Source organism: Paenibacillus sp. PvP094, assembly GCF_040546835.1.
Lineage (GTDB): Bacteria > Bacillota > Bacilli > Paenibacillales > Paenibacillaceae > Paenibacillus > Paenibacillus illinoisensis.
Genome location: NZ_JBEPOM010000001.1, coordinates 4,947,726 through 4,970,504 on the forward strand (window position 1 = coordinate 4,947,726; position 22,779 = coordinate 4,970,504).

Sequence of the window (22,779 nt, forward strand, 5' to 3'; positions counted from 1 at the left end):
AATACGAATAGATTTATTTTAACAGAAAAATAATGCGTGAAAAGGGTAAGTCGTCGGAGTGATAAGTACATCGTCATGAAACATCGCTGGTGCTATGGTAATGTTATCAACCCGGTAGGGAGATAGGGGGCAAGCTGGAATGAGAATTATTCGATTTTTGGATGGACAACAGAAGTGGTTGGCAGCCGTTACGGATGATGAACAAGCGTATCGTTTGCCGCAAGCAGATTTTATGACTTTAATCTATCAGGCGAGGGAGAAGGGGGTTACTCCGGTTCAATGGATTGAAAGCGCTCTTAAACCGGTAAACAAGCTGACCGATGATTGGACTTCTCTGCACCTGATCGCACCAGTGGATGCACCGGAAGTGTGGGCAGCAGGTGTGACATATCAGCGTAGCCGGGAAGCGCGGAATTATGAAGCTACGGATGGAAAGTTGGATGCGGAAACTTTCTACGATAAGGTCTATGACGCAGAGAGACCGGAGATCTTCTTTAAATCCACAGCAGCCCGGACTGTCGGGCCGAATGAGGCTGTCACGCTGCGCAGCGATTCTACTTGGCAGATCCCGGAGCCTGAGCTGGGATTGGTGCTTGCCGCGGATGGCAGCATTGTGGGATACATCGCCGGAAATGACATGAGCTGCCGCGATATCGAGGGGGAAAACCCGTTGTATCTGCCACAAGCCAAAATATGGCGCAAATCCTGTTCCATAGGTCCAGCTATTCGACTAGCGGAAACGGTGAAGAATCCCTATGAATTCAGCATTGTTTGCCAGATCTATCGGGATGAATCAATGGTTGTTAAAAGTGAAGCGAGTACGAGTGAATTAAACCGCAAGCTGGATGAACTGGTTTCCTTTTTGGCAAGGGATAACGATTTGTATGACGGTACGGTACTTTTGACAGGCACCAGCATCGTGCCTCCGAATGATTTCACCCTTGAACCAGGAGACCGCATTGAAATATCCATAAGTGATATCGGGACACTGATCAATCCTGTCGTTTCAAACTAGTTTAGAAGGAGGATGAATGCGATGAGCGCATTTCAGTTAGAGCAGACCTATAACAATTTTATTAACGGGGAATGGGTAGAACCAACGTCCGGAAAGACGGAACCGAGCATTAATCCGGCGAATCGAAAAGAAATCGTGGGTTATGTGCCAGCCTCGGGTGTAGAGGACCTGAACAATGCAGTCGCAGCGGCAAAAGAAGCGGCGAAGTCCTGGCGGAACTTAACGGGTGCGGAACGGGGGAATTATCTTTTTCAAGCTGCTAATGTGCTGGAGCGCCGGGCCGACGAGGTGGCGGAAGCCATGACCAGAGAAATGGGGAAGACATTCCCGGAAGCCAAGGGAGAAACGATGCGCGGCGTCGCCATTTTGAGATATTACGCAGGGGAAGGCATGCGAAAAACGGGTGATGTGATTCCCTCAACCGATAGGGAGGCACTAATGTTCACGACCCGTGTGCCGCTTGGCGTCGTAGGTGTCATTGCACCTTGGAACTTCCCGGTGGCTATTCCCATCTGGAAAACAGCACCGGCTTTGATCTATGGCAACACCGTTGTATTGAAGCCAGCTCAGGAAACGGCGGTTACGGCAGCCAAGGTTTTGGAATGCTTTGAGGAAGCCGGCATCCCGGCTGGTGTTCTCAATCTCGTGAGCGGAAAAGGCTCGGTAATCGGCTCGGCACTTGCTGAGCACCCCGATGTAAACGGAATAACGTTTACTGGTTCCAATGAAGTCGGGAAGCGGGTCGGCGCCGCAGCACTTGCTCGTGGAGCCAAGTATCAGCTTGAAATGGGTGGCAAAAACCCGATTATCATCGCGGCGGACGCTGATTTGGATTTGGCTGTTGAGGCCACGATCAGCGGCGGCTTGAAATCAACTGGCCAAAAATGCACGGCCACCAGCAAGGTCATTATTGAACGAAAAGTATATGATGCCTTTAAAGAAAAACTCCTGTCCCAAATCCAGGAAATCCGTCTGGGTGACGGGATGTCTTCCGGAAGCTGGATGGGTCCATGTGCGAGTGAAAGCCAGCTGAGTACCGTGCTTGGTTACATTCAAAAAGGACAGGATGAAGGTGCCGTACTGCTCGCTGGAGGAAAAAGACCGGACAATCCTGAGCTCGCAGAAGGATTTTATGTACAGCCGACGGTATTTGAAGGTGTCGAATCGCACATGTCTATTGCCCGAGAAGAAATATTCGGCCCGGTCCTGGCCTTGATTCCTGTGGATTCCTTGGAAGAGGCCATCGCGTTGGCCAATGACAGCGATTATGGTTTGAGTGCTTCAATCTATACACAAAATGTCGGGGCAATGCTGTCCTTCATCCGGGATATGGATGCCGGACTCGTACGAATTAATGCGGAAACTGCCGGCGTAGAACTGCAGGCACCGTTCGGTGGAATGAAGATGTCAAGCTCGCATTCCAGAGAACAGGGGCAAGCGGCCATCGAGTTTTTTACGGCGATCAAAACAGTCTTTGTGAAGTCATAAACTGCGGGAGGCTACCATGTACGAACAGATAATGTCGATTATGGGGGAGAAGGAGTCAAGCAGCTATGATATTATAGCGCATGCTCCAGGGGCAACAGGACGTCTGCCTTTAACCGATGATTTGCTGCGGAATGCTCCAAGCGGCGACTTGTTCGGCATGTCCCAGAATGTCGGAATGGGCTGGAAGCCTGGAGAATTGAACGGAAAACAGTTTCTGATCTTGAGTACGCAGGGCGGTATCCGGAATGAAGATGGCAGTCCCGCAGCTCTTGGCTACCATACGGGACACTGGGAAGTCGGCTTGCTGATGAAAGCTGCCGCAGAAGAAATATCGAGCCACGGAGGAATCCCGTTTGCTGGCTATGTCAGCGATCCTTGCGACGGCAGGTCTCAAGGAACAACCGGCATGTTCGACTCACTGCCGTACCGGAACGATGCGGCGATGGTATTCCGCAGATTGATTCGATCCCTGCCCACGCGAAAAGGTGTGCTCGGCGTTGCAACTTGTGATAAGGGATTGCCTGCCATGATGCTTGCACTTGCAGGTATGCCGCAGCTTCCAGGAGTTATTGTTCCCGGCGGCGTTACGCTTCCGCCTACCGATGGGGAGGATGCAGGTAAAATTCAAACCATAGGTGCAAGGTACGCGAATGGAGAGCTCTCTCTTGAAATGGCATCGGAGCTAGGATGTCGGGCCTGCGCTACACCGGGTGGCGGCTGTCAGTTTCTAGGGACTGCGGCAACCGCCCAGGTGGTAGCAGAGGCAATGGGCATGACGGTGCCGCATGCCGCTCTTGCACCTTCAGGGCAGCCCATCTGGTTCGAGATGGCGCGCCAATCTTCGCGTGCACTGATCAACATGGAATCCCAAGGGATCAAGATGGCAGACATTGTTACAGATGCGTCCATTCGCAATGCCATGACCGTTCATGCCGCGTTCGGCGGATCTACCAACCTGCTTCTTCACATCCCGGCTACTGCTCATGCAGCGGGTTTAACTGTGCCAACGGTACAGGACTGGATACAGGTGAACAAGAACGTTCCAAGACTGGTTAGTGCTCTGCCGAATGGACCGATCTTCCACCCGACCATACGGGTTTTTCAGGCCGGAGGTGTTCCAGAGGTCATGCTTCACCTTAGACAGCTTGGCCTGCTGGATGAATCTGTACTTACAGTAACAGGTGTGTCACTGGGTGAAGTGCTGGATTGGTGGGAATCGTCGGAACGTCGTCATCTCATACGCAAGCAATTGGAAGAGAAGGACGGGATCGATCCGGACAGTGTGATCATGAGCTTAGAGCACTCGCAGCGTCTTGGGATTTCTTCGACCGTGACCTTTCCCACCGGGAATATCGCGCCAGAAGGCTCTGTCATCAAATCCACATCCATTGATCCTGATGTGCTGGATGAACATGGCGTGTATCGGCATCGTGGACGGGCAAAGGTATTTACAACTGAACGTGAGGCAATCCGTGCCATTAAGACTGGCGGGGTTCTGGCTGGCGACGTTGTCGTACTGCTCGGTCGTGGACCTTCAGGAACCGGGATGGAGGAAACGTACCAGCTTACGTCTGCGCTCAAGCATTTGTCTTTTGGGAAGTATGTTTCGCTCATCACCGATGCTCGCTTCTCGGGAGTTTCAACCGGAGCATGTATTGGCCATGTTGGGCCCGAAGCGCTGGCAGGAGGGCCTATTGGCAAACTCCGGAACGGCGACTTGATTGACATCGTTGTGGATCGGGGCAAGCTGGAGGGCAGCGTGAACTTCATTGGAGAAGGAGATACGGAGTTTTCGCCGGAAGAAGGAGCTTTCATTCTGGCTCAAAGGACCTTTCATCCAGATATGCGTCCTGATAAAAATTTGCCGGATGATACCAGGCTGTGGGCTGCGCTGCAAGCTGTCAGCGGCGGAACATGGAGAGGGAATATATATGATGTAGACCGGATCATAACTGCCCTGGAAGCCGGCAAAAAAGCGCTGGCATGGTGATGCATTCTTATCATTTGTTGTATCTGCCATTACTTTAATACCGGAGGTTGCTTCTATAATGAATATGATTACCAACCCCATTCTTCCCGGTTTCCATCCCGATCCGTCCGTATGCAGGGCGGGGGAAGATTATTATATCGCCACTTCCACCTTCGAATGGTTCCCGGGTGTACGAATTCACCATTCCCGGGACCTGATTCATTGGCGGCCGATAACTTCTCCGCTGACCCGCAGCACTCAGCTGAACATGGAAGGAAACATTAATTCCGGAGGGGTATGGGCGCCATGCCTTAGCTTTGATAATGGTGTATTTTACCTAATCTACACAGATGTCAAGAGCCGTGTAGGGGCTTTCAAAGATACTCACAATTACCTTGTGACCGCAACAGATATCGAAGGGCCATGGTCCGAACCGGTTTTTCTGAACAGCAGCGGCTTCGATCCTTCCTTGTTTCACGATGAAGATGGTCGCAAGTGGCTGGTCAACATGATCTGGGATCATCGGAAGGGCAAAAACCGGTTTGCAGGCATCGTGTTGCAGGAATACTCTGTTCAGGACCAAAAGCTGATCGGACCTGCCATTAACATTTTTAAGGGAACAGAACTGGGGCTGACAGAAGCGCCCCATCTATATAAATACAAAGACTATTATTACTTGATTACGGCTGAAGGCGGTACGGGTTATGAACATGCCGTTACGGTTGCCCGCTCTCGTTCCCTGCAAGGTCCTTATGAAGTTGATCCGGCGAATCCAATTCTTACTTCATACGGCAGGCCGGAATTGACTCTGCAAAAGGCCGGTCACGGCAGTCTGGTCGAAACTCACACGGGTGAATGGTATATGGCTCATCTGGTCGGAAGGCCAGTTCATGAGAAATTTTGCATTCTTGGACGTGAGACTGCTCTTCAACCGTGTACGTGGAGCGATGAAGGCTGGCTGAAGCTTTCTAACGGTGGTCGGCATCCGGAGGTTTCGGTGCCTGCACCGAAAATCTCGTCGGTTCCATTTGAACCGGCACCGGAATTGGACCATTTCGATCAATCAGAGCTCCGGAACGATTGGAATACCCTTCGTATCCCACCCGATCCATCTTGGCTCAGCCTGACGGAACGTCCAGGTTACTTGCGCTTGCGCGGGATGGAGTCCATGAGCTCGACACACAGACAAAGCATGGTCGCCCGGAGGCTTCAGGATTTCAGGTGTGAAGCTGAAACTTGCCTGGAATTTGCTCCGGACCATCCACAGCAAATGGCAGGACTAATACTGTACTACGATACCAAAGATTATCTCTATTTACGGGTCACCTATCATGAAGAGAAGGGAACGTGCTTGGGAATTCTTCAGTCGAGATACGGAATATACGATGAACTGTTGGAGGATATTCCCTTGAAATCAGTGAGTCGGATTCGGTTGAAGGTGGTGTATGAGTATGACCGTGCCTGCTTTTACTATGCATGTGATGATGACCCATCCTGGTATCCTGCAGGTGGATGGTTGGATGTCACACATCTGTCCGATGAATCTCCGGAATACATCCGGTTTACAGGAACTTATATTGGTCTCTGTGTACAGGACCTTGGCGGTACCCGCAAGCATGCTGATTTTGATTACTTTTTGTATAAGAAATCAAACAACGAAACGACATAAATGGACCGATTCAATGCTGAATTAAGACCTTTGTAGTAAACGTTTGAAAAACCAAGCTTGAGGTTGTGAAGTGCTTAACAGATGACTCCTGTATTCTTCAGGGGTCATTTTTTATAGCTTTGACATCTGCCAAGCTGCTGATCTGGTGATTTACTATATCTGCAACTTATGCTGCAAGAAATATCCTATAATTTGTCAGGTTTTAGCTGAATGAATAATATAGTAAGATTTACAAATAAAATCTAGTTTTTGTTTTTGATTTGAAAGGGGTTGGTACGTGAATTTCTATTCGCTGCTGGACAAGTTGATTTTCTTGTATCCGCTTTCAATTTACAATAATTTGAGGAAGGTGAAGATATTGAAATTTAAGATGAATTTAAAAAAATCAGTTCATGTTCTGTTGGCCTGTTTAACAGCCCTGCCTCTAATGTTAACGCCAACACACGTATCAGCAGCAAGTGATGCCAACATTAATTTGTCCTCCGAAAAACAGCTTATCAAGGGGTTTGGAGGCATTAATCATCCCGCCTGGATCGGCGACTTGACGGCAGCTCAGCGTGAAACCGCCTTTGGCAACGGACCGAATCAGCTTGGTTTTTCCATACTGAGAATCTATGTCGACGAAAATCGAAATAACTGGTACAGGGAGGTGGCTACTGCAAAAAGAGCCATAGAGCAAGGCGCGCTTGTATTCGCTTCTCCCTGGAATCCGCCAAGCGACATGGTCGAAACCTTCAATCGAAACGGGGATACGAACGCCAAACGATTGAGATACGACAAATATGCCGCGTACGCGCAGCATCTGAACGACTTTGTCACATATATGAAAGATAACGGTGTAGATCTGTATGCCATTTCGGTACAAAACGAGCCGGATTATGCCCATGAATGGACATGGTGGACACCACAGGAGATCCTTCGTTTCATGAAGGAGAATGCGGGATCCATTCAGAATACCAAAGTCATGGCACCTGAATCGTTCCAGTATTTGAAAAACATGTCTGATCCGATTCTAAATGATCCTCAGGCACTTGCCAATATGGACATTCTGGGAGCACATACGTACGGGACACAGTTCAAAGATTTCGCATACCCGCTCTTTAAGCAAAAGGGAGCCGGCAAAGAACTGTGGATGACCGAAGTGTATTACCCGAACAGCGATAACAACTCGTCGGACCGTTGGCCTGAGGCATTGGACGTATCTTACCATATGCATAATGCCATGGTTGAAGGGGATTTCCAGGCTTATGTATGGTGGTACATTCGGAGACAATATGGCCCGATGAACGAGGATGGAAGCATTAGCAAACGTGGATATAATATGGCCCACTTCTCCAAATTCGTGCGACCAGGCTATTACCGAGTCGATGCAACCAAAAATCCGGATACCAATACGTTCGTGTCAGCCTATAAAGGGGATAATAAGGTAGTCATTGTGGCGATTAATCGCGGCACCTCGGCTGTAAACCAAAAATTTGTCCTGCAGAATGGTAACGCTTCTACTGTATCCTCTTGGGTTACGGATAGCAGCCGAAACCTGGCAAGCGGAGCACCGATTACGGTGTCAGGTGGAGCCTTTACAGCACAACTGCCAGCCCAAAGCGTAACAACGTTTGTAGCCAACATTACTGGTAGTAGTGTCACTCCAGGCAGCGGAACCACGTACGAGGCGGAAACGGGTACTACACTTACCGATGCCGTTATCGAGACTCTCTACCCGGGATACACTGGGACCGGATATGTGAACTTTAATGCGTATACAGGTTCGGCCATTCAGTGGAATGCCATCACTAACACGATAACAGGTACCAAAAACGTAAAATTTCGTTACGCCCTGGAAAGCGGAACGCGTAATCTCGACATTTTCGTTAACGGAACCAAAGTCATTAGCAACGAACCCTTCCCGGCAACAGGCAGCTGGTCGACCTGGAGTGAAAAAATCATTCAGGTCCCCATGAACGCGGGAACCAATACGATTAAAGTGGTCACAACCGGTACAGAGGGGCCAAATATTGATAACATCAATGTCACTGCAGTCCAATAAGTGTGCCGTTATGACAATGTAGAGAATAATTAGCCAAGCCCCCGTCCTGCTTTTGAACCGCTAATCGGTTCCTGGGATGGGGGTTACTCATGATTTTGAAGCTGCGTGCTTACTACCTTACAAGGAGAGTCTAGACTTTGGAAATGAGGAATGAAGAGGGAGAAGTGTTAGCCATTGTATATATCGATTCATCTCAAGAGGAGAATACTATTGATCGCATTGTTCGCCAATTAAAACCTGGGATGGGAAAAGGGATTTATCTTGCCGCTGATAAAAAAATCAGTCAGCAAACAAATTACAGAGCAGTGAAGTGGTCGGGAGGTGTTACAGAGTTAATGGCAAAACTATCTCCATGGGAGCCCGTATTTCCTACCGATGCTAATGTGATGGATATACAGGTTTATTATGGATTTGACAATCTGACAGAGGAAGAAATCGATGAAATGGCTATGGAGAGTTCAGAAACTGGCAAAGACGTTGTGAGAGATCTCAAACCAAATGATACGCTCGTTGGTGTAAGTTTATTATATCGTAAAGATGAAACCGTATTTCAATTCCGGATTTTTGGAACGACAAAAAGTCGTATTCAGGTACCTGATGTAGAGAAACAAATGATTGAAAAGTTAACAATTCGTTCCAACGAAGCGGTTTATGTCGGAGACAATGAATTACAGAGATTGGTTTGGGCGGAGGTAGGACCGACTACGGGGAAGGCGTTACAGTATGAAGTCGTGGCCGAGGAAAGCAACCGTGATTGGCTAATATCGATTACAGAGTCTTTGAGCTAACGAGAAAGGAGATCATTAACCCGATTCTAAAACCTCTTATGAAAGCAAGCTAGTATTCCCCAAAAGGGACGGCTGTAGAATAAGTTTATTTTAGAAAACATTATTTATCCGCTGAAAAAAGAAGAAAAGGGGGTTTATTACAAGATGGTGGAGAAGCAGAAATTATAATTTGTGATCATTTGGAGGAAAAGAATAACATCATGTTGAATTGAAGAAATTGGGTTCCCCTGTAAGATCGAATTGCAATCAGTGCCTTCCGCTGTGTGGCATTAAATTGAAGATTGAAGTTTGCTTGTGATCTAATGCTTCATATAAGAAGATATGTTATAAGGTTATGTTCACGCATTTATAACAGCCATTTAAGGACTATTTCAGTTCAACAGATGCTGTTAACGATAAAATTGTAGATGACTCTATACTTAAAGAGCAGGTGAATTCATGGCATGGGAAAGAGTATTTACGGTACATGTTGCGATAGGGGAAACTACGGATCTCTCCAATAATCATGATGGCGACTCCGTAGTCATGATTTCTTTTGGTGGCCATGTCACAGGAAAATATTTCGAAGGTGACATTCTTCCTGGAGGGGTAGATACTCAAATTATTGGCCCGAATGGCGGTCGGCATAGCTTATCTGCAAGATACATGCTTCAAGGTAAGGATTATACAGGGGAAGCTTGTAAAATGTATATCGAGAATAATGGAATGTTCGATGAGAAACTGGAGAATATATTGTTTCGAACCTCTCCTAAAATCATCACGAACAGTCAAGCGCTGTCCTATTTGAACAATGATGAACTAATGGGCGAAGGCATACCTTCGAATACAGGAATAGATATTCATATCTATAGAAACGTATAGTTTGGATGAGCACAAAACTGAATTTTCGTATATCGAGAAAGGGACCAAGCAGCTTAGAACAATGCTTGGTCCCTTTTTGAATCCGTCATTATTTTTTTGTTTCCCTAAATTGTATTTTGAAGTTTTTGGGGCATCTCTAGGCGTTGTACTACTCTCCCCGCACGGAAGGGGCATACGCCAACACTTCCATCTCAATCAAGTAAGGGCCTAATCCGCTGAATACGGTAATACGGGCAGGATAGGGCTCTTTCATCATTCGCTTGTATACTTCGTTGTATTCGGCCTGATCTTCTACTCGCGCCAGATGAGTGGTTGCCTTAACGATATGATCGAGTGTGAGGCCCGCTTCCTGGAGGATAACTTCTATATTGCGAATGCACTGTTCCGTCTGCTCCTTAATGCCGCCAATTGGATCAAGCGTCTGCGGATCAACGCCTACCTGACCTGCGACGTAGACAAAATCTCCTGCGCGGACAGCGTGTGAGAAGGGGAGCGGGAATTGAGGTGCTGCGCTTGTGTGTATGATGGTAGACATCGTAGCTATCAATCCTTTCCTAGTGGGAGTTTAGGTTTGGCGTTGCGAGATGCCATTCCGTAGTTTGCTGATAATGATGAGCGATGGACAACAAACGGTCTTCTCTCATGTGTGGGCCAGAGAGCTGCATGCCGATAGGCAAGTGCTTCCCGGAGGTTGAATCAAATCCGATAGGAACCGTGATGGACGGTAGACCGGTATTGGTAAAGGGTCCGTTAAAGATCGGACTGCCTGTCTTGTAGCCATAGGGAGCCACATACGGTGTTGATGGCGTTAATAGAACATCGACCTCATCGAAAAGCCTCATCATCTCGCTGCGGAATAACGTTCGGATGCGCTGTGCCTGCAAATAATCAACGGCACTCGTCTGGTAGCCGAGCTCAAGCTGCTCCCGCATCGTAGGGCCGTAACGATCAGCGGCCTCTGCGAAGCGTTCCTGATGAAAGGCGGCAGCTTCTGCCCGCATCACCGTTCGGTGAGCAGCAAGAGTTTCTTCCATATAAGGAGGCAGATCAACCTTCTTCGTTTGCATGCCCATCTTTTCAAGTACAGCTATTGCCGACTCAATGGCTACCATGATCGCCGGTTCATCCGCGTGAAAAAAGCTGCTTGGCAAACCGATAACCATTCCCGAAATAGGATGCATAAGAGTGCTTGTTAAATCCGGCTTGCCGTGAGGCAGCGAGAAGGGGTCCAGCTCATCTTGTCCGGCTAAGGCTTCAAGAACAATTGCGTTATCTTGTGCCGATCGAGTGAAGGCGCCCACATGGTCAAGGCTCCAACTTGCTGTTATGACACCATTGCGGCTAACTCTGCCATATGTGGGTTTCATACAGGTTAACCCGTTGTAAGATGCGGGTCTAAGCAGGGAACCGAAGGTCTGGGTTCCGAGTGTGAAGGAAGCCATGCCAGCTGCTACTGCAGCGGCGGAGCCGGAGCTGGAACCGCCCGGGGTATGCTCCACATTCCATGGATTGCGAGTTGGTGGCTCTCCCCCCTGAAAGGCATATTCTGTCGTTGTGGTCTTGCCGAGCAAGATAGCGCCAGCCGTCTGTAATCTGTCAATCACCGTTGCATTGGTCTCAGGTATGAAGTCTGGATAAGTGCTTGATCCAGCCGAGGTGCGTATGCCAGCAGTATGGATAATGTCCTTGGCTCCGTATGGGATGCCATGCAGTGGACCGAGATAATCGCCACTCATCAGCTTGTGCTCCGATTCTTTTGCGGCCTGCAAGGCTTGCTCAGCAGTAATAGTAACAAAGGCTTGCACAGCAGGCTCCACCTCTTCAATCCGTTTCAAATAGGACTGTGTAAGCTCGACAGGAGATATCTTCTTGTTCTTAATCAGTTCAGCCGCTTCGGTGATCGACAGCTCGTTAAGTGGTTTCGTAATCATCGCAGAGGCACTCTCCTGTAAGGGGGATTAGGTCCTATTACTTCAGGCAGCTTGAAGCTGCGAATCAATTTCAAGTCTGCTGTGAAAAGGGCAAGCTCCTCGCTCGTAATAACTCCATTCGCATATTTGGCATTTTCAGTGCATCGGTGGGTGAGATAGTCGTCCTGATTCAGAATAATCAACCTTTCTCTCTCTATTTGGTGAAGCTTGCATCGATAATATCCTCGTAAGCGAGGTCTTCCTTCAGATTGCCAATGAAGCGCTGCATACCGATCGCGGCCTCAAAGGCTGATTCATTGATATGTCCATCAGCAGGGTATACCTTACTGTCAATCATGCGTTGTACGGCTTGCTCCACGACTTTCTTGTCCAGATTCGGGAATTCCTTCACCGCGACTGCCTTGGCACCCTCAGGATTCGAGTGAATGTAGTCCAATGCTTGCTCTATAGAGGTGACGAAGCGCTGGGTGAGATCCGGATTTTTCTCAATGAAGCTTGTGGTTGTATTCATTGTTGCAAAAGCAAAGTCAGGATAATCCTTCGTGAAATCATGGACAATGTGCAGTCCCTCAGCAATTCCTTGATCAAGCTGAGGCTCATACACGAATGCAATGTCAGCTTTGCCGGCTAATACGGCACCAAGTTCGGATCCATTTTGAACCTCCGTGATCGTGACATCCTTTTCGATATCGATGTTATTGTCTTCGAACAACTTACGCATTAAGCTGTTGGAACTTGTAGGTGCCAACCCAACAACGATGGTCTTGCCTTTGAATTCCTCTGGCGAGCTCACGGTTACTCCTTCACGCGCAACCGCCCATACGGGAGCGCTGCCCGATAGAAGGACCAGTGAGCGGGCATCTCCACCTTTTGCATTAGCGAATGCGACATGCTCAGGACCGTGAAAGGAGAAGGCGGATTCGCCTGAGATGACCGAAGACAAGGCGGTTGGCCCACTTCCGGCAGCGCGGATCGAGGATAGCTCAATGCGATTCTGCTCTAGGAATCCTTGATTGTTTGCTACATACAGTGGAAGGTAGAGCAGGTTGTGATACACCTCGGAAACCATAATCGTATCCACCTTGTTATCTTCTTGCCCTCCGCTCGCCATGGCGTCTGTTCCATTCACAGACTTCGCATTGCTTCCACATGCACTGAGTAGTGCAGTCAATAAAAGGGTCATCGTTGATAGAATAGCTATCTTTTTGAATGTACGCATTGGTCATCAGGCTCCTTTTATGGTGTAAGTTGTTTATACGGATGTGGACTTGCTGCTGTTTTTATTGTCATTCCATGGAAGGAGGCGTGACTCGATATAACTGACACAGGTGTAGAGCAGCATGGCAACGAGCATAAGCATGAACACGCCGACCCACACAGCCGGAAGGTTGAACAGGTTGCCTTCGACAAATACCATATGGCCGAGACCTTTGTCTGAAGAAATGAATTCTCCGCCTACGACAGACACGAGTGCCAAGCCAATATTGATACGGAAGGCGGAGATGATCCATGGCAGAGAGGAGGGAATAATAATTTTGCGGAAAATTTGTGATTTCTTTGCTCCGAAGGATTTCATGAGATTAATCTGGGACTCATCAATTTGGTGAGTCGCTTGGTAAGCGGATAACAACGCTACAATAAACGTTGCCACGGAGGCAAGAACAATCTTGGAAAAGATACCCGAACCGAACCAGATGATAATCATGGGAGCTAGAGCAATCTTCGGGATGCCGTTCAGCGCTACAATAAACGGATCAAGCACCCGGGCGACGGCCTTGGAATACCACATGAGTAGTCCTGCCAATGAGCCAAATAGACTTCCCGCCACAAATCCGATAATGGTGGCATTAACCGTAGCTAGAACATCTGTAAAAAGTTGACCTGAGCTGAACATGGTGATAGCGGCATCAAGAATGGCACTCGGCGATCCCATCAGGAAACCGTTTACCAGCTTTAGCTGGACTGCAGCTTCCCATATCACGAGGATGACTGCAACAATAATGAACCGCCATATCATCGTCATCGTCCATTCTTTGGTGAAAGGCGATTGTTTGCGTTTGGTTTTATTTTTCGCAACCCCAGTATGCTCCTTCGTTAGGGACATTTCAGGTGATGTACTTTTCATTAGCTGATCCTCCCCATTTGAATATCGAGCTCCGACCAGATTGATTCAAAATACTGCTTGAACTTGGGGTCGGAACGGGCTTTTAGTGCTGAACCGTACTGCGAAGCGAGACCGATGTCATACACTTGCTTCACTGTCGTAGGTCTTTTGCTCATGACAGCGATGCGGTCAGAGATGGCGATCGCTTCCTCGATGTCATGAGTGATAAGAACTCCGGTCTTGCCCTCGGATTTCAGGATAGATAAGATTTCATCTTCCAGAATGAGTCTGGTCTGATAATCCAGTGCGGAGAAGGGCTCATCCAGTAATATAATATCGGGCTGGGTAACGAGAGTACGTATAAGGGCTACACGCTGGCGCATACCGCCTGACAATGTGGAGGGGTAGGCATCGGCGAATGAAGCCAGGCCGTAACGATCCAGATAATCCATGGCAATACCGTCGCGGTCCTTTTTGGGCATGCCTTTCACTTCCAAGCCTAGCGTGACATTGTCCAGAATGCTCCTCCAAGGAAGCAGTAGATCTTTTTGCATCATATAGCCGACATGTCCGGTTGTCTGATCGATCTCCTGACCGCAGACGATAACCTTGCCGTTCGTTGGTTTCAGCAGACCCGCAATAATATTGAAAATGGTGCTCTTGCCGCATCCGCTCGGCCCAACGATACTGAAGAACTCCTGCTTCTTAATTTGCATTGAAACCTCAGCCAGTACCTGAATATCTTCTCCGTTTGCATTGACGAATGATTTGGAGACGCTTTGTATTTGAATAGCCATAATGGGCAGCCCCTTTCCTCCAGCGTTGATGAATGATCCTATTTTGTGTTAGTTAATATAACATCGTCGGATGTATTCTTATCATAAAGATTGTCGATTCAATTGTCATTAGTCATGTTAAACATAAATATAGAATTAAATCAGTTAAAATGCACAGAGTGTGACTGATGAAATGAGATAAATAAAAATAAACGTGTCATTATAAATGACACGCTATCAATTTAAAATGTATGGGGAGCTTCATTAGGGGAGGGGTTAGCATTCAACACGGACTCAAGTGCGAAGGCGAGACGAAAGCGCAGACTTTCCATCGGGTCCTTGATATTCCTGCCCGTCAGTTTCTCACATTTCTCCAGCCTATAGATAACCGTATTACGATGGACGAACAACTCTTTGGCTGTATCGCCGATTTGGCAATGATTCTCATAGAAGGAGGACAAGGTTTTCATAAGTTCACTACGTTCGTTTGAATCCCGTCCGGCGAAGGGTTTGAAGGTTTCTTGATGAAACTGGAGAATCTCATCATAAGGAATCATACGCAGCAACCGGCTTATATCCATGGTTTGATAGGAATGAACGAAGCGGGTCTTTTTCATCTGATAGCCGGATTGGAGTGCCTTAACTGCCTCTTTATAGGAGAGTCCGATATCCAATACGTTTGTGTAGGGATTGCCTATTCCGAATGAAACGCTGAGCTGCGAATCCGTATACAGATTGCCCGCTAATTTCTCAAGCTGCTGGACAACGGTTTGTTCTTCCCAAGACGACTCACCCAAAAAGACGAGAATGCCGAACTGATCGTTCTTCGTGAACATGACGAAGGTAAGATTCAGTCTAGCGAAAGCCTGTTTAATCAGCTCATAATAAGCGTCACGTTCCGATATGTATCGCTCCTCCTTAATAGGAGTAAGGTTCGGATTAGGCCTGGCCGCTAGAGATTCATCCATCTTGGCAAGGATGAGAACCGAACTCTCTTGTGCCTTCAGTCCATATTTTTTGCCGCGATGGAGCGCCTCTTGTTCAGAACGAAAGAAACCCTGAATGAGATCGGAGAAATATTCATTCTTGTACCGGCGTGAACGCTCCTTGACCGCCTGTTTCTTGGTTAATTCCAGACCGATGACATTAACGGCTTGCTCTAACGCCAGACTGGAGAGCTTCGAGGTTGCAGGGCTGTCGTACAGCGCAATCAAATAGCCCTCGTGCCGGTCGGTGAAGATGGGATGCAGCTCGATATGCCTATATTTATCGGCAGTAAGCAGGCAGATAGAGGATGCAATCTGGAAGGAAGGGTACTCATGTATAAATGTCAGTATAGGCGCAGCGAGAGAATAGGGATCTATATGTTGTGCATGATGGGAGATTGCCGTAATCTGCTTCTTCGAGTCCAGCAGCAATACAGGTGAAGATAGCAGCTGGGACAACGTATCGACAATAGATGGAATGCCTTTTCCTTGCATAACCATCGTGGAGAATTGCTTGTGAATAGACAAGGCGTAGTGGAGCTCATCAGTTTTGTTCTGAAGGATGGAGCTGATCGAATGCTGGAATATTTCACCGAGTGTATTGTCGATCTCAGACAGTTCGATAATCGGGAACCCCAACTTGTCGGCTGTCTCGAGCAGTTGCGGAGATAATTCAAAAGAGAAGCGCTGTGTCTTGATCGCAAGTGCTGCACATCCAATCGCATGCATATCCGTAATGAATGCAAGATGAGCATCGGGGCGGTCTTTCAGTATATAGCCGTTCGTAAGCAGCATATCTCCTGGTTTCAGGAATTGTACAATGTCTGGTGCATCCATAATGTTAATGGATTGTACCAAGCGATTGAGGCCGTGATGCCCGGCGATAACCTTTGCTTTGGATAGAATGGGGATAGTCAATAAATGCTGCAGATCCATCTTCAACCCACTCACTTTCGTAATGGTAATGTTATAAAAGCTAACACATATTTGGGTCGTCGTAAAGAAAATTTAGATCATCAAAACTTATACTTGACTCAAAAGCACAATGGTGGGTATTATTCCCATACGTCAGTGATTGGAGGAATGAACCATGTTCATTTTAGAATTAAAACAACGTCATCATCATGGAGAGCGTTAATCTATTCCTTGAAAGATTAGGGATGGGTTAACGCTATACGCGCTTACCATCCTGCGAAATACAACGCGCAGGACTTCGGTCTGGCGCGTTTTTTATTTTTTTATAATAGAAATGGAGGATGTGTGCATGGCAATCATGACGGATTCAAAAGGCAATATTTTTTTGGAATTTAATCCTATCAAGTATGATAAGCTCATTTCAATGACGCTGGATGTTCCACTAACCCATGCTCTAATTGTGGTGAAGTGCCAAGGGAAGTACCTTTTCATGCATAATAAGTGGAGAAACAAATGGGAACTGCCGGGAGGTATTATTGAAGCTGGTGAGAACGCTGAGCAATGTGTCATTCGAGAATTGTTTGAGGAAACCAATCAACCTATGGACACGGCTGAATTTAAAGGATTAATGAAGTTTAGACTTCAGCCAAGTTTCCATGGACCTGAACGGACAGAATATGGGGCTCTGTTTATGGGAGAACTGTGCGAACTTCATGATTTTGTTGAAAACGATGAAGCTTCTTCAATTATTCTTTGGGATGGTACATCGGAGATTGGTGATATCGCAGAAATAGATAGGAAGTTAATTGAGTTTGTGTGATACACGATTAGGCTAAACGGAAATGATTGCTTGAAAAAGCAAGGACTCCATGTACCTGTAGTCAGTATTTCACGAAAAGAGGCAGACGCCCATTTCGGTTTCCTCAGCACACTTGCAGCACTGGATATCCCCAGATCAAGCGTTGCAACTCAGGAACTTCTTGGATGGAGTCCTGTGCACCCTACACTGATCGCCGACCTCCAACAGTCTCATTACTTCAGCAACTAAATGAAGTGCTCCCGTGATCACAGATGCGGGAGCATTTTTCTATTAAGACAATAACTCTTATTACTGTATAAGACCTATATTTGTTCTATTGGAGGGTTAGAATTTGTGGACCTTCAGCCGTGATAGCAATGGTATGTTCGTATTGAGCGGCAAGCTTGTTGTCGATCGTCCGTGCGGTCCAGCCGTCGGGATCAATTGTCAGGAAGTAAGATCCTTCGGTAATCATGGGTTCAATCGTGAATACCATACCTTCCTTGATGCGGTGGCCTTTTCCAGGCTTGCCGACATGCATATAAGTCGGCTCCTCGTGCAGGTCGCGGCCTATGCCATGGGCGAGGAGGTCGCGCACGACCCCGAAGCCGTGTGATTCCGCATGCCGCTGAATTGTGCTTGTCACGTCGCCGAGCCGATTGCCGGGCTGCGCCTGCGCGATCCCGAGGTCAAGACATTCCTTCGTGACCCGCATCAACTTCTTGGCCATTGGCGAGATCTGCCCGACCGCATAGCTCCAGGCAGAATCACCGAGCCAACCATCGAGCTCAGCAACCGTGTCAATCGTCACGATCTCGCCTTCCTCAAGGGGCTTATTGTTGGGGAAACCATGTGCAATCACATCATTGGCGGAAGCACAGGTCGCATATGGGTAGCCTTTATAGCCTTTCTGGTATGGCTTTGCGCCGTGCTTCAACATAATGTCCTCGAACAGGCGATCAATCTCATTAGTCGTAATGCCTGGTTTGATAAGCGGGGCGATTGTACGATGGCATTCAGCCACCACTTGGCATGCCTTGCGGATAGCCTCAATTTCATACTTGCTTTTTAAAATGACCATTTTCGTATCAAGACTCCTTCTTAATAGCTTGCATGGCGAGATGGGCAATTCGATTAACATCAAGGTCGGAATTGCCTGCATAATAGTACAATCCACAGCAGCCGACCAGCACGGCGAGCATATGGTCTATTTGATCATCTTCACACTGGGTGGCCGATTGAAGTGGAACGTAAAGCCGTTCCATGAATCGTTTCTTGGCGTGGTAGCGATCCTTCTCAGGCAAGCCTGCATAATGTTCTGCTGCCATTTTGTAGACAAGATATGCACGGGCGTCCGATTGCCATAGCTGGAGCAGCGCTATGCAATAGGTCAATACCTGCTTATCATCCGGGTTGCTTCTTTTGCTGTTCGTCCATTTTTCGATAACTTGTTCGCATTTCTCAAAGCCGCTGCCCAGCACATCTTCTATTAATAAATGCCGGTTGGGGTAATAGTGATACACTGTGCCATAACCAAGCTTTGCCTCGCGGGCAACGTCACGAATATCAAAGCTGCCGCCCGTGCGAAAATAGGAGCGCGCGGCGACGTCCAGAATCTGTTCTCTGCGCTGTATGCGAATAAGTTCATTTTGTTCTTTGGTACGGGGTGACATTACGTTCAACCTCCTTATTTTTGACCTGCAAATTTGTCAATATAAAAATATTAACGCATGGTGCGGAGAAATGCAAAAGGTTTGTTGATGTTCGATTGATTTCGGTATTGGACAGGAATTTAAGGATTTGTACCCCAAAGCCGAAGTTGTACCTTCACCTTGTGCAAATGTTAGGTGTATCATTAACAAAACAGTTTTGTAAACGCTTACGAAAGAAGGGGGTACATATGCAGCACTTATGGTCCAAATTCTCGCCTTTGTTTCGCAAATTCATGATTTCGTATCTTATTGTTCTCATGATTCCTCAAATTGCCGGATATGCCTCCTATCGAACATCCATTGAAGCAGCGAGGACCAGCTCGATTGAGAACAGCCTCAAATCGCTCAACCTGAGCAAGGAGATTATTGAACGAAATCTGATGCTGGTTGAGGATTTCACGAGACAACTGGCCATTAACCAGGATTTAAACCGTTTGATAGCTGATCCCAAGCCGCATGACGTTAATAATGTCTATGGTTTGAGCCGCATGCAGCGCAGCCTGTCCATGTACAGCAGTACGAATGATTATTTGTCTCGTTTTTTCATCTATATCCCCAACTATAATGTCATTATTACGCCTACGACGGTTTACTACCGACCTGAGCATTATTTTGCTGCCAACCGCCTGGAAGGTATCACGTTTGAAGAGTGGAAAGAGAACGTATTAAAAAGGCCGCATTTAAATGAAATCATTCCCCTACAAAATTATAAGAAGGAGATTCGAAGTGATGTGTTTGTGAACGCTCCAGCCATCACGTTTCTTCAGTCGCTTCCATTAAACAGCTTCAACAAGCCGCAGGCTACCATTGGCGTCATGATTGATGAGAATCAGATGGCGAGTTTGACTCAACCTATTGTGGAGCAATATGGGGGGTGGACATTGGTGACAGATTCAAGTGGGGATATTATTTTTTCACGTGGTATAGATGAAGCCGAGGCGGAACACTTGAAAGGTATGCCTGCTAACAAGAACGATGAAGTGATGCCAATGGACGACGGGCGGCTACTCATTTCCATTCACTCCAATCAAAATGGCTGGAATTACATGGCTGGCATCCCCGAAGGTGCGCTAATGGTAAAGGCCGATCAGATCAAGCGGGTTACCTTAACTTTTACGCTAGCAACACTTGGTATTGGATTATTGATTGGGCTAATGCTGGCTTACCGACACAGCGCACCGATTCACCGGCTTCTGTCGGTCTTCCGGGAACAGGATATAGGGCTGCCTGAAAAGACAAACAACGAATATGATTTTTTGACAAGCAATATCACCAGCCTAATTACCAATAACCATGTACTTAAGAATGCATTAAATGAACAGATTCCCATGTTAAGGGATGGATTTATCAAACGTCTGCTGACAGGTGAGTTTTACACCATCCGCGAGTTGGAGGCGATTTCTTCCCAGACCGACATATCCCTTCATACCAGCCGAGGGGTTGTAGGAATTGTGAAGGTAGACGGTTATGGAAGTCCGGATAGCGAAGAAATCATTCAAGAACTAAGCGTCGCCAGGCTTATCGTGCGTGAAGCCTTGACGGCATGGAATTCAGAGGTATTGATTACAGACTGGGGAACCGATCAGATTGCATTTGTACAACCGATTAGTGTAGAACCCTCAGATATAGCCATGAACACAACGGTTTCCGAACTGAGCAAACGGATGGATGCAGTTTATCGGGAATATCGGGTATCGACCACTGTTGGAATGGGGTCTTCTTATGAGGTATGGAATGATGTTGGCCGTTCGTTTAACGAGGCCAGACAAGCATTGGAATATGCCATTCATATGGGAACAGAGCATCTGGTGAGATTCGAGGACACCGTCAAGGAAACCGAATTGTATTACTATCCGATGGAGTCCGAACAGCGTCTGCTCAATACGCTGAAGGCGGGTGAAATGGAAGAATCGGATCGGGTTCTGGATCAGTTGTTCCACCGCAATTTTACCGAGCGAGAGCTGTCTTATGACATGACGCAGCAGTTCGTTGTGGAATTGAAGGGAACATTTCTGAAGCTGGAACCCAAGATCATGCTGGACGAAGCGCTTGTCGATGAGTTTAAGAATCGAATTGCGGCTATTCAGGTAACGGACAGTGTTACCTTACTCCGGGACAAGTTTCATCAACTGGCGAAAGCGGTCTGCCTGGACATACAACGCAAAAAATCCAATATGCATGTTGAAATTATCAACGAAACGATGGCTTACATTCAGGAACGCTATGCCGATGCAACCTTAACGGTATATCGCATTGCAGAACAAATGGGTAAACCGGAAAAATATATCTCGCAGTTATTCAAAGAGTATACCGGAGAGAACCTTTCCGACTATGTGGAGAAGGTACGAATTAACAAAGCTGCTGAACTGCTGCGTGAGACTGAACGGACGATCGATGAGATTGCCCTGACCACCGGATACAACAGCGCACATTCGTTCCGAAGAGCCTTCAAGCGAGTCCGTGGGATTTTGCCTAGTTCATTTCGCCAGATGGAGAACGAAATGGAATGAAGCTAGCACAATCATGATTATCAATCCAAGCAGAAACATCAAAAAAATCATTGCGAAATTAAAGCCACATCAGGCTTCTCGGCCTTGTTGTCCTTGAATCGTACCTCATCGAGTAAAGTGTACCTTTACGTGACTAAGGGAGCCCTCTTATGATTACGAACAAGAAAGCGCTATCAAAAAAAAGAGGGCCTTATTCATTTTGGCTACCTCCTGGGGGGATGACTCTGAGAACAACAATTTCTAATGACAAAACGGTAGTAAAACAAGGCAGGCGCTCTGCAGTGAAACTGGCCTTGTCCAGAAGCTGGAGGAGACACTGGCAGCTCTATCTGTTGATGATTCCTCCTGTCGCGTACTTCATTATTTTCAAGTATGTGCCTATGGTTAATGCAGTGCTCGCTTTCAAGGATTACAACGTAATTAAGGGGATCTGGGGAAGTCCATGGGTGGGCACCAAATATTTTGAGCTGCTTTTCCAAAACCCGGCGTTCGCTACCCTGATCAAAAACACACTGTATATTTCGTTTTACAGTTTGGTCGTGGGTTTTCCAGTCCCGATACTTCTAGCACTGGCGTTGAACGAAGTCAAGAACGCCAAATTCAAAAAAACGGTACAGATGGTTACTTATGCACCTTACTTTATTTCAACCGTTGTCATGGTATCCATCATCATGCTTTTCCTATCGCCGCGGCTGGGCATTGTGAACACAATCGCAGGAACGCTTGGTTTTGAAGCGGTCAATTTCCTTGGAGAGCCTGGGCTGTTTCGTTCCATCTACGTATTTTCGGATGTCTGGCAGAGCATGGGATATTCCGCAGTCATCTATTTGGCAGCACTTGCAGGTATTGATCCTTCATTGTACGAGGCAGCCAAGGTTGATGGAGCCAACCGGTTTCAGAAAATGGTGAACATCGATCTGCCCGGCCTGCTGCCGGCGGCAGTCATTATCCTGATTCTGAGCGTTGGCAATATCATGGCCGTCGGATTTGAAAAAATTTATTTGCTGCAAAATCCATTGAACTTATCCGCTTCCGAGATTATCTCCACCTATGTGTACAAAATGGGTTTGCTGAATGCCAATTACAGCTTTGCTACCGCAGTTGGCCTCTTTAATTCGCTTATTAACCTGATTCTGTTGTTAACGGTCAATGCTGCTGCCAAGCGTCTGTCCAATACAAGCTTATGGTAATGCGGCAAAAGGAAAGGGGGGA

19 protein-coding genes are annotated in these 22,779 nt (G+C 47.3%); 11 read left to right on the forward strand and 8 right to left on the reverse strand.

What is annotated here, in order from left to right; genetic code table 11:
• Nucleotides 1-139: 139 nt before the first annotated feature.
• The 7 genes from ABIC22_RS22630 to ABIC22_RS22660 all read left to right on the forward strand — a co-directional run bounded on the left by ABIC22_RS22630 (nt 140) and on the right by ABIC22_RS22660 (nt 9,834).
• Complete coding sequence (locus tag ABIC22_RS22630; RefSeq protein ID WP_354483949.1) at nt 140-1,015, forward strand: fumarylacetoacetate hydrolase family protein; 876 nt, start codon at nt 140-142, stop codon at nt 1,013-1,015.
• 21 nt (nt 1,016-1,036) lie between these two features.
• Nucleotides 1,037-2,503: an alpha-ketoglutaric semialdehyde dehydrogenase GucD gene (gene gucD / locus ABIC22_RS22635; RefSeq protein WP_354483951.1), complete on the forward strand. Its 1,467-nt coding sequence runs from the start codon at nt 1,037-1,039 to the stop codon at nt 2,501-2,503.
• Nucleotides 2,504-2,519: 16 nt separating this feature from the next.
• Nucleotides 2,520-4,493: a YjhG/YagF family D-xylonate dehydratase gene (locus tag ABIC22_RS22640; RefSeq protein ID WP_354483953.1), complete on the forward strand. Its 1,974-nt coding sequence runs from the start codon at nt 2,520-2,522 to the stop codon at nt 4,491-4,493.
• 58 nt (nt 4,494-4,551) lie between these two features.
• A complete protein-coding gene (locus ABIC22_RS22645; RefSeq protein ID WP_354483955.1) occupies nt 4,552-6,141 on the forward strand; it encodes a glycoside hydrolase family 43 protein in 1,590 nt (529 codons plus the stop codon).
• Between the two features lie 370 nt (nt 6,142-6,511).
• Complete coding sequence (xynC, locus tag ABIC22_RS22650; protein WP_354486062.1) at nt 6,512-8,185, forward strand: glucuronoarabinoxylan endo-1,4-beta-xylanase XynC; 1,674 nt, start codon at nt 6,512-6,514, stop codon at nt 8,183-8,185.
• Between the two features lie 137 nt (nt 8,186-8,322).
• On the forward strand, nt 8,323-8,973 hold the full coding sequence (locus ABIC22_RS22655; RefSeq protein WP_354483956.1) for a hypothetical protein: 651 nt from the start codon (nt 8,323-8,325) through the stop codon (nt 8,971-8,973).
• Between the two features lie 438 nt (nt 8,974-9,411).
• The gene (locus ABIC22_RS22660) at nt 9,412-9,834 is read left to right on the forward strand and encodes a DUF3237 family protein (RefSeq protein WP_127536991.1); all 423 of its coding nucleotides are present in this window, start codon (nt 9,412-9,414) and stop codon (nt 9,832-9,834) included.
• Between the two features lie 148 nt (nt 9,835-9,982).
• Here ABIC22_RS22660 and ABIC22_RS22665 read toward each other — a convergent pair whose 3' ends face one another.
• The 6 genes from ABIC22_RS22665 to ABIC22_RS22690 all read right to left on the reverse strand — a co-directional run bounded on the left by ABIC22_RS22665 (nt 9,983) and on the right by ABIC22_RS22690 (nt 16,567).
• The gene (locus ABIC22_RS22665; protein WP_154894077.1) at nt 9,983-10,369 is read right to left on the reverse strand and encodes a RidA family protein; all 387 of its coding nucleotides are present in this window, start codon (nt 10,367-10,369) and stop codon (nt 9,983-9,985) included.
• Between the two features lie 19 nt (nt 10,370-10,388).
• Complete coding sequence (locus ABIC22_RS22670; protein WP_354483959.1) at nt 10,389-11,765, reverse strand: amidase; 1,377 nt, start codon at nt 11,763-11,765, stop codon at nt 10,389-10,391.
• A gap of 193 nt (nt 11,766-11,958) precedes the next feature.
• Entirely contained in the window at nt 11,959-12,984 is a 1,026-nt protein-coding gene (locus ABIC22_RS22675; RefSeq protein WP_354483961.1) for an ABC transporter substrate-binding protein, read from the reverse strand.
• Between the two features lie 33 nt (nt 12,985-13,017).
• Nucleotides 13,018-13,890: an ABC transporter permease gene (locus ABIC22_RS22680; RefSeq protein WP_354483963.1), complete on the reverse strand. Its 873-nt coding sequence runs from the start codon at nt 13,888-13,890 to the stop codon at nt 13,018-13,020.
• Complete coding sequence (locus ABIC22_RS22685; protein ID WP_354483965.1) at nt 13,890-14,666, reverse strand: ABC transporter ATP-binding protein; 777 nt, start codon at nt 14,664-14,666, stop codon at nt 13,890-13,892. Before ABIC22_RS22685 ends, ABIC22_RS22680 begins: the two co-directional genes overlap by 1 nt.
• A 221-nt stretch (nt 14,667-14,887) precedes the next feature.
• The gene (locus tag ABIC22_RS22690; protein ID WP_354483967.1) at nt 14,888-16,567 is read right to left on the reverse strand and encodes a PucR family transcriptional regulator; all 1,680 of its coding nucleotides are present in this window, start codon (nt 16,565-16,567) and stop codon (nt 14,888-14,890) included.
• Between the two features lie 328 nt (nt 16,568-16,895).
• Here ABIC22_RS22690 and ABIC22_RS22695 point away from each other — a divergent pair, with 328 nt between their 5' ends.
• Together ABIC22_RS22695 and ABIC22_RS22700 are read left to right on the forward strand one after the other, a co-directional pair.
• Entirely contained in the window at nt 16,896-17,366 is a 471-nt protein-coding gene (locus ABIC22_RS22695) for an NUDIX domain-containing protein (protein WP_354483968.1), read from the forward strand.
• Nucleotides 17,367-17,396: 30 nt separating this feature from the next.
• Entirely contained in the window at nt 17,397-17,594 is a 198-nt protein-coding gene (locus tag ABIC22_RS22700; protein WP_354483970.1) for a hypothetical protein, read from the forward strand.
• Nucleotides 17,595-17,679: 85 nt separating this feature from the next.
• On the opposite strand, the gene map is transcribed toward ABIC22_RS22700, so the two are convergent.
• Both map and ABIC22_RS22710 read right to left on the reverse strand, forming a co-directional pair.
• Nucleotides 17,680-18,426 (reverse strand): type I methionyl aminopeptidase, encoded by a 747-nt coding sequence (gene map / locus ABIC22_RS22705; RefSeq protein WP_354483972.1) that lies wholly within the window; start codon nt 18,424-18,426, stop codon nt 17,680-17,682.
• Between the two features lie 7 nt (nt 18,427-18,433).
• Nucleotides 18,434-19,018: a TetR/AcrR family transcriptional regulator gene (locus ABIC22_RS22710; protein ID WP_354483974.1), complete on the reverse strand. Its 585-nt coding sequence runs from the start codon at nt 19,016-19,018 to the stop codon at nt 18,434-18,436.
• A 227-nt stretch (nt 19,019-19,245) separates the two neighbouring features.
• On the opposite strand from ABIC22_RS22710, the gene ABIC22_RS22715 reads away from it, so the two are divergent.
• Together ABIC22_RS22715 and ABIC22_RS22720 are read left to right on the forward strand one after the other, a co-directional pair.
• The gene (locus ABIC22_RS22715) at nt 19,246-21,567 is read left to right on the forward strand and encodes a helix-turn-helix domain-containing protein (protein WP_354483976.1); all 2,322 of its coding nucleotides are present in this window, start codon (nt 19,246-19,248) and stop codon (nt 21,565-21,567) included.
• A gap of 335 nt (nt 21,568-21,902) precedes the next feature.
• Entirely contained in the window at nt 21,903-22,757 is an 855-nt protein-coding gene (locus ABIC22_RS22720; RefSeq protein WP_095357726.1) for an ABC transporter permease, read from the forward strand.
• Nucleotides 22,758-22,779 lie beyond the last annotated feature (22 nt).

Excerpts from the sequence above, each read along its gene's own strand:
- ABIC22_RS22630 (WP_354483949.1), top strand. The coding sequence starts at position 140 with ATGAGAATTATTCGATTTTTGGATGGACAACAGAAGTGGTTGGCAGCC.
- gucD (WP_354483951.1), top strand. The coding sequence starts at position 1,037 with ATGAGCGCATTTCAGTTAGAGCAGACCTATAACAATTTTATTAACGGG.
- ABIC22_RS22640 (WP_354483953.1), top strand. The coding sequence starts at position 2,520 with ATGTACGAACAGATAATGTCGATTATGGGGGAGAAGGAGTCAAGCAGC.
- ABIC22_RS22645 (WP_354483955.1), top strand. The coding sequence starts at position 4,552 with ATGAATATGATTACCAACCCCATTCTTCCCGGTTTCCATCCCGATCCG.
- xynC (WP_354486062.1), top strand. The coding sequence starts at position 6,512 with ATGAATTTAAAAAAATCAGTTCATGTTCTGTTGGCCTGTTTAACAGCC.
- ABIC22_RS22660 (WP_127536991.1), top strand. The coding sequence starts at position 9,412 with ATGGCATGGGAAAGAGTATTTACGGTACATGTTGCGATAGGGGAAACT.
- ABIC22_RS22665 (WP_154894077.1), bottom strand. The coding sequence starts at position 10,369 with ATGTCTACCATCATACACACAAGCGCAGCACCTCAATTCCCGCTCCCC.
- ABIC22_RS22670 (WP_354483959.1), bottom strand. The coding sequence starts at position 11,765 with ATGATTACGAAACCACTTAACGAGCTGTCGATCACCGAAGCGGCTGAA.
- ABIC22_RS22675 (WP_354483961.1), bottom strand. The coding sequence starts at position 12,984 with ATGCGTACATTCAAAAAGATAGCTATTCTATCAACGATGACCCTTTTA.
- ABIC22_RS22680 (WP_354483963.1), bottom strand. The coding sequence starts at position 13,890 with ATGAAAAGTACATCACCTGAAATGTCCCTAACGAAGGAGCATACTGGG.
- ABIC22_RS22685 (WP_354483965.1), bottom strand. The coding sequence starts at position 14,666 with ATGGCTATTCAAATACAAAGCGTCTCCAAATCATTCGTCAATGCAAAC.
- ABIC22_RS22690 (WP_354483967.1), bottom strand. The coding sequence starts at position 16,567 with ATGGATCTGCAGCATTTATTGACTATCCCCATTCTATCCAAAGCAAAG.
- ABIC22_RS22695 (WP_354483968.1), top strand. The coding sequence starts at position 16,896 with ATGGCAATCATGACGGATTCAAAAGGCAATATTTTTTTGGAATTTAAT.
- map (WP_354483972.1), bottom strand. The coding sequence starts at position 18,426 with ATGGTCATTTTAAAAAGCAAGTATGAAATTGAGGCTATCCGCAAGGCA.
- ABIC22_RS22710 (WP_354483974.1), bottom strand. The coding sequence starts at position 19,018 with ATGTCACCCCGTACCAAAGAACAAAATGAACTTATTCGCATACAGCGC.
- ABIC22_RS22715 (WP_354483976.1), top strand. The coding sequence starts at position 19,246 with ATGCAGCACTTATGGTCCAAATTCTCGCCTTTGTTTCGCAAATTCATG.
- ABIC22_RS22720 (WP_095357726.1), top strand. The coding sequence starts at position 21,903 with ATGATTCCTCCTGTCGCGTACTTCATTATTTTCAAGTATGTGCCTATG.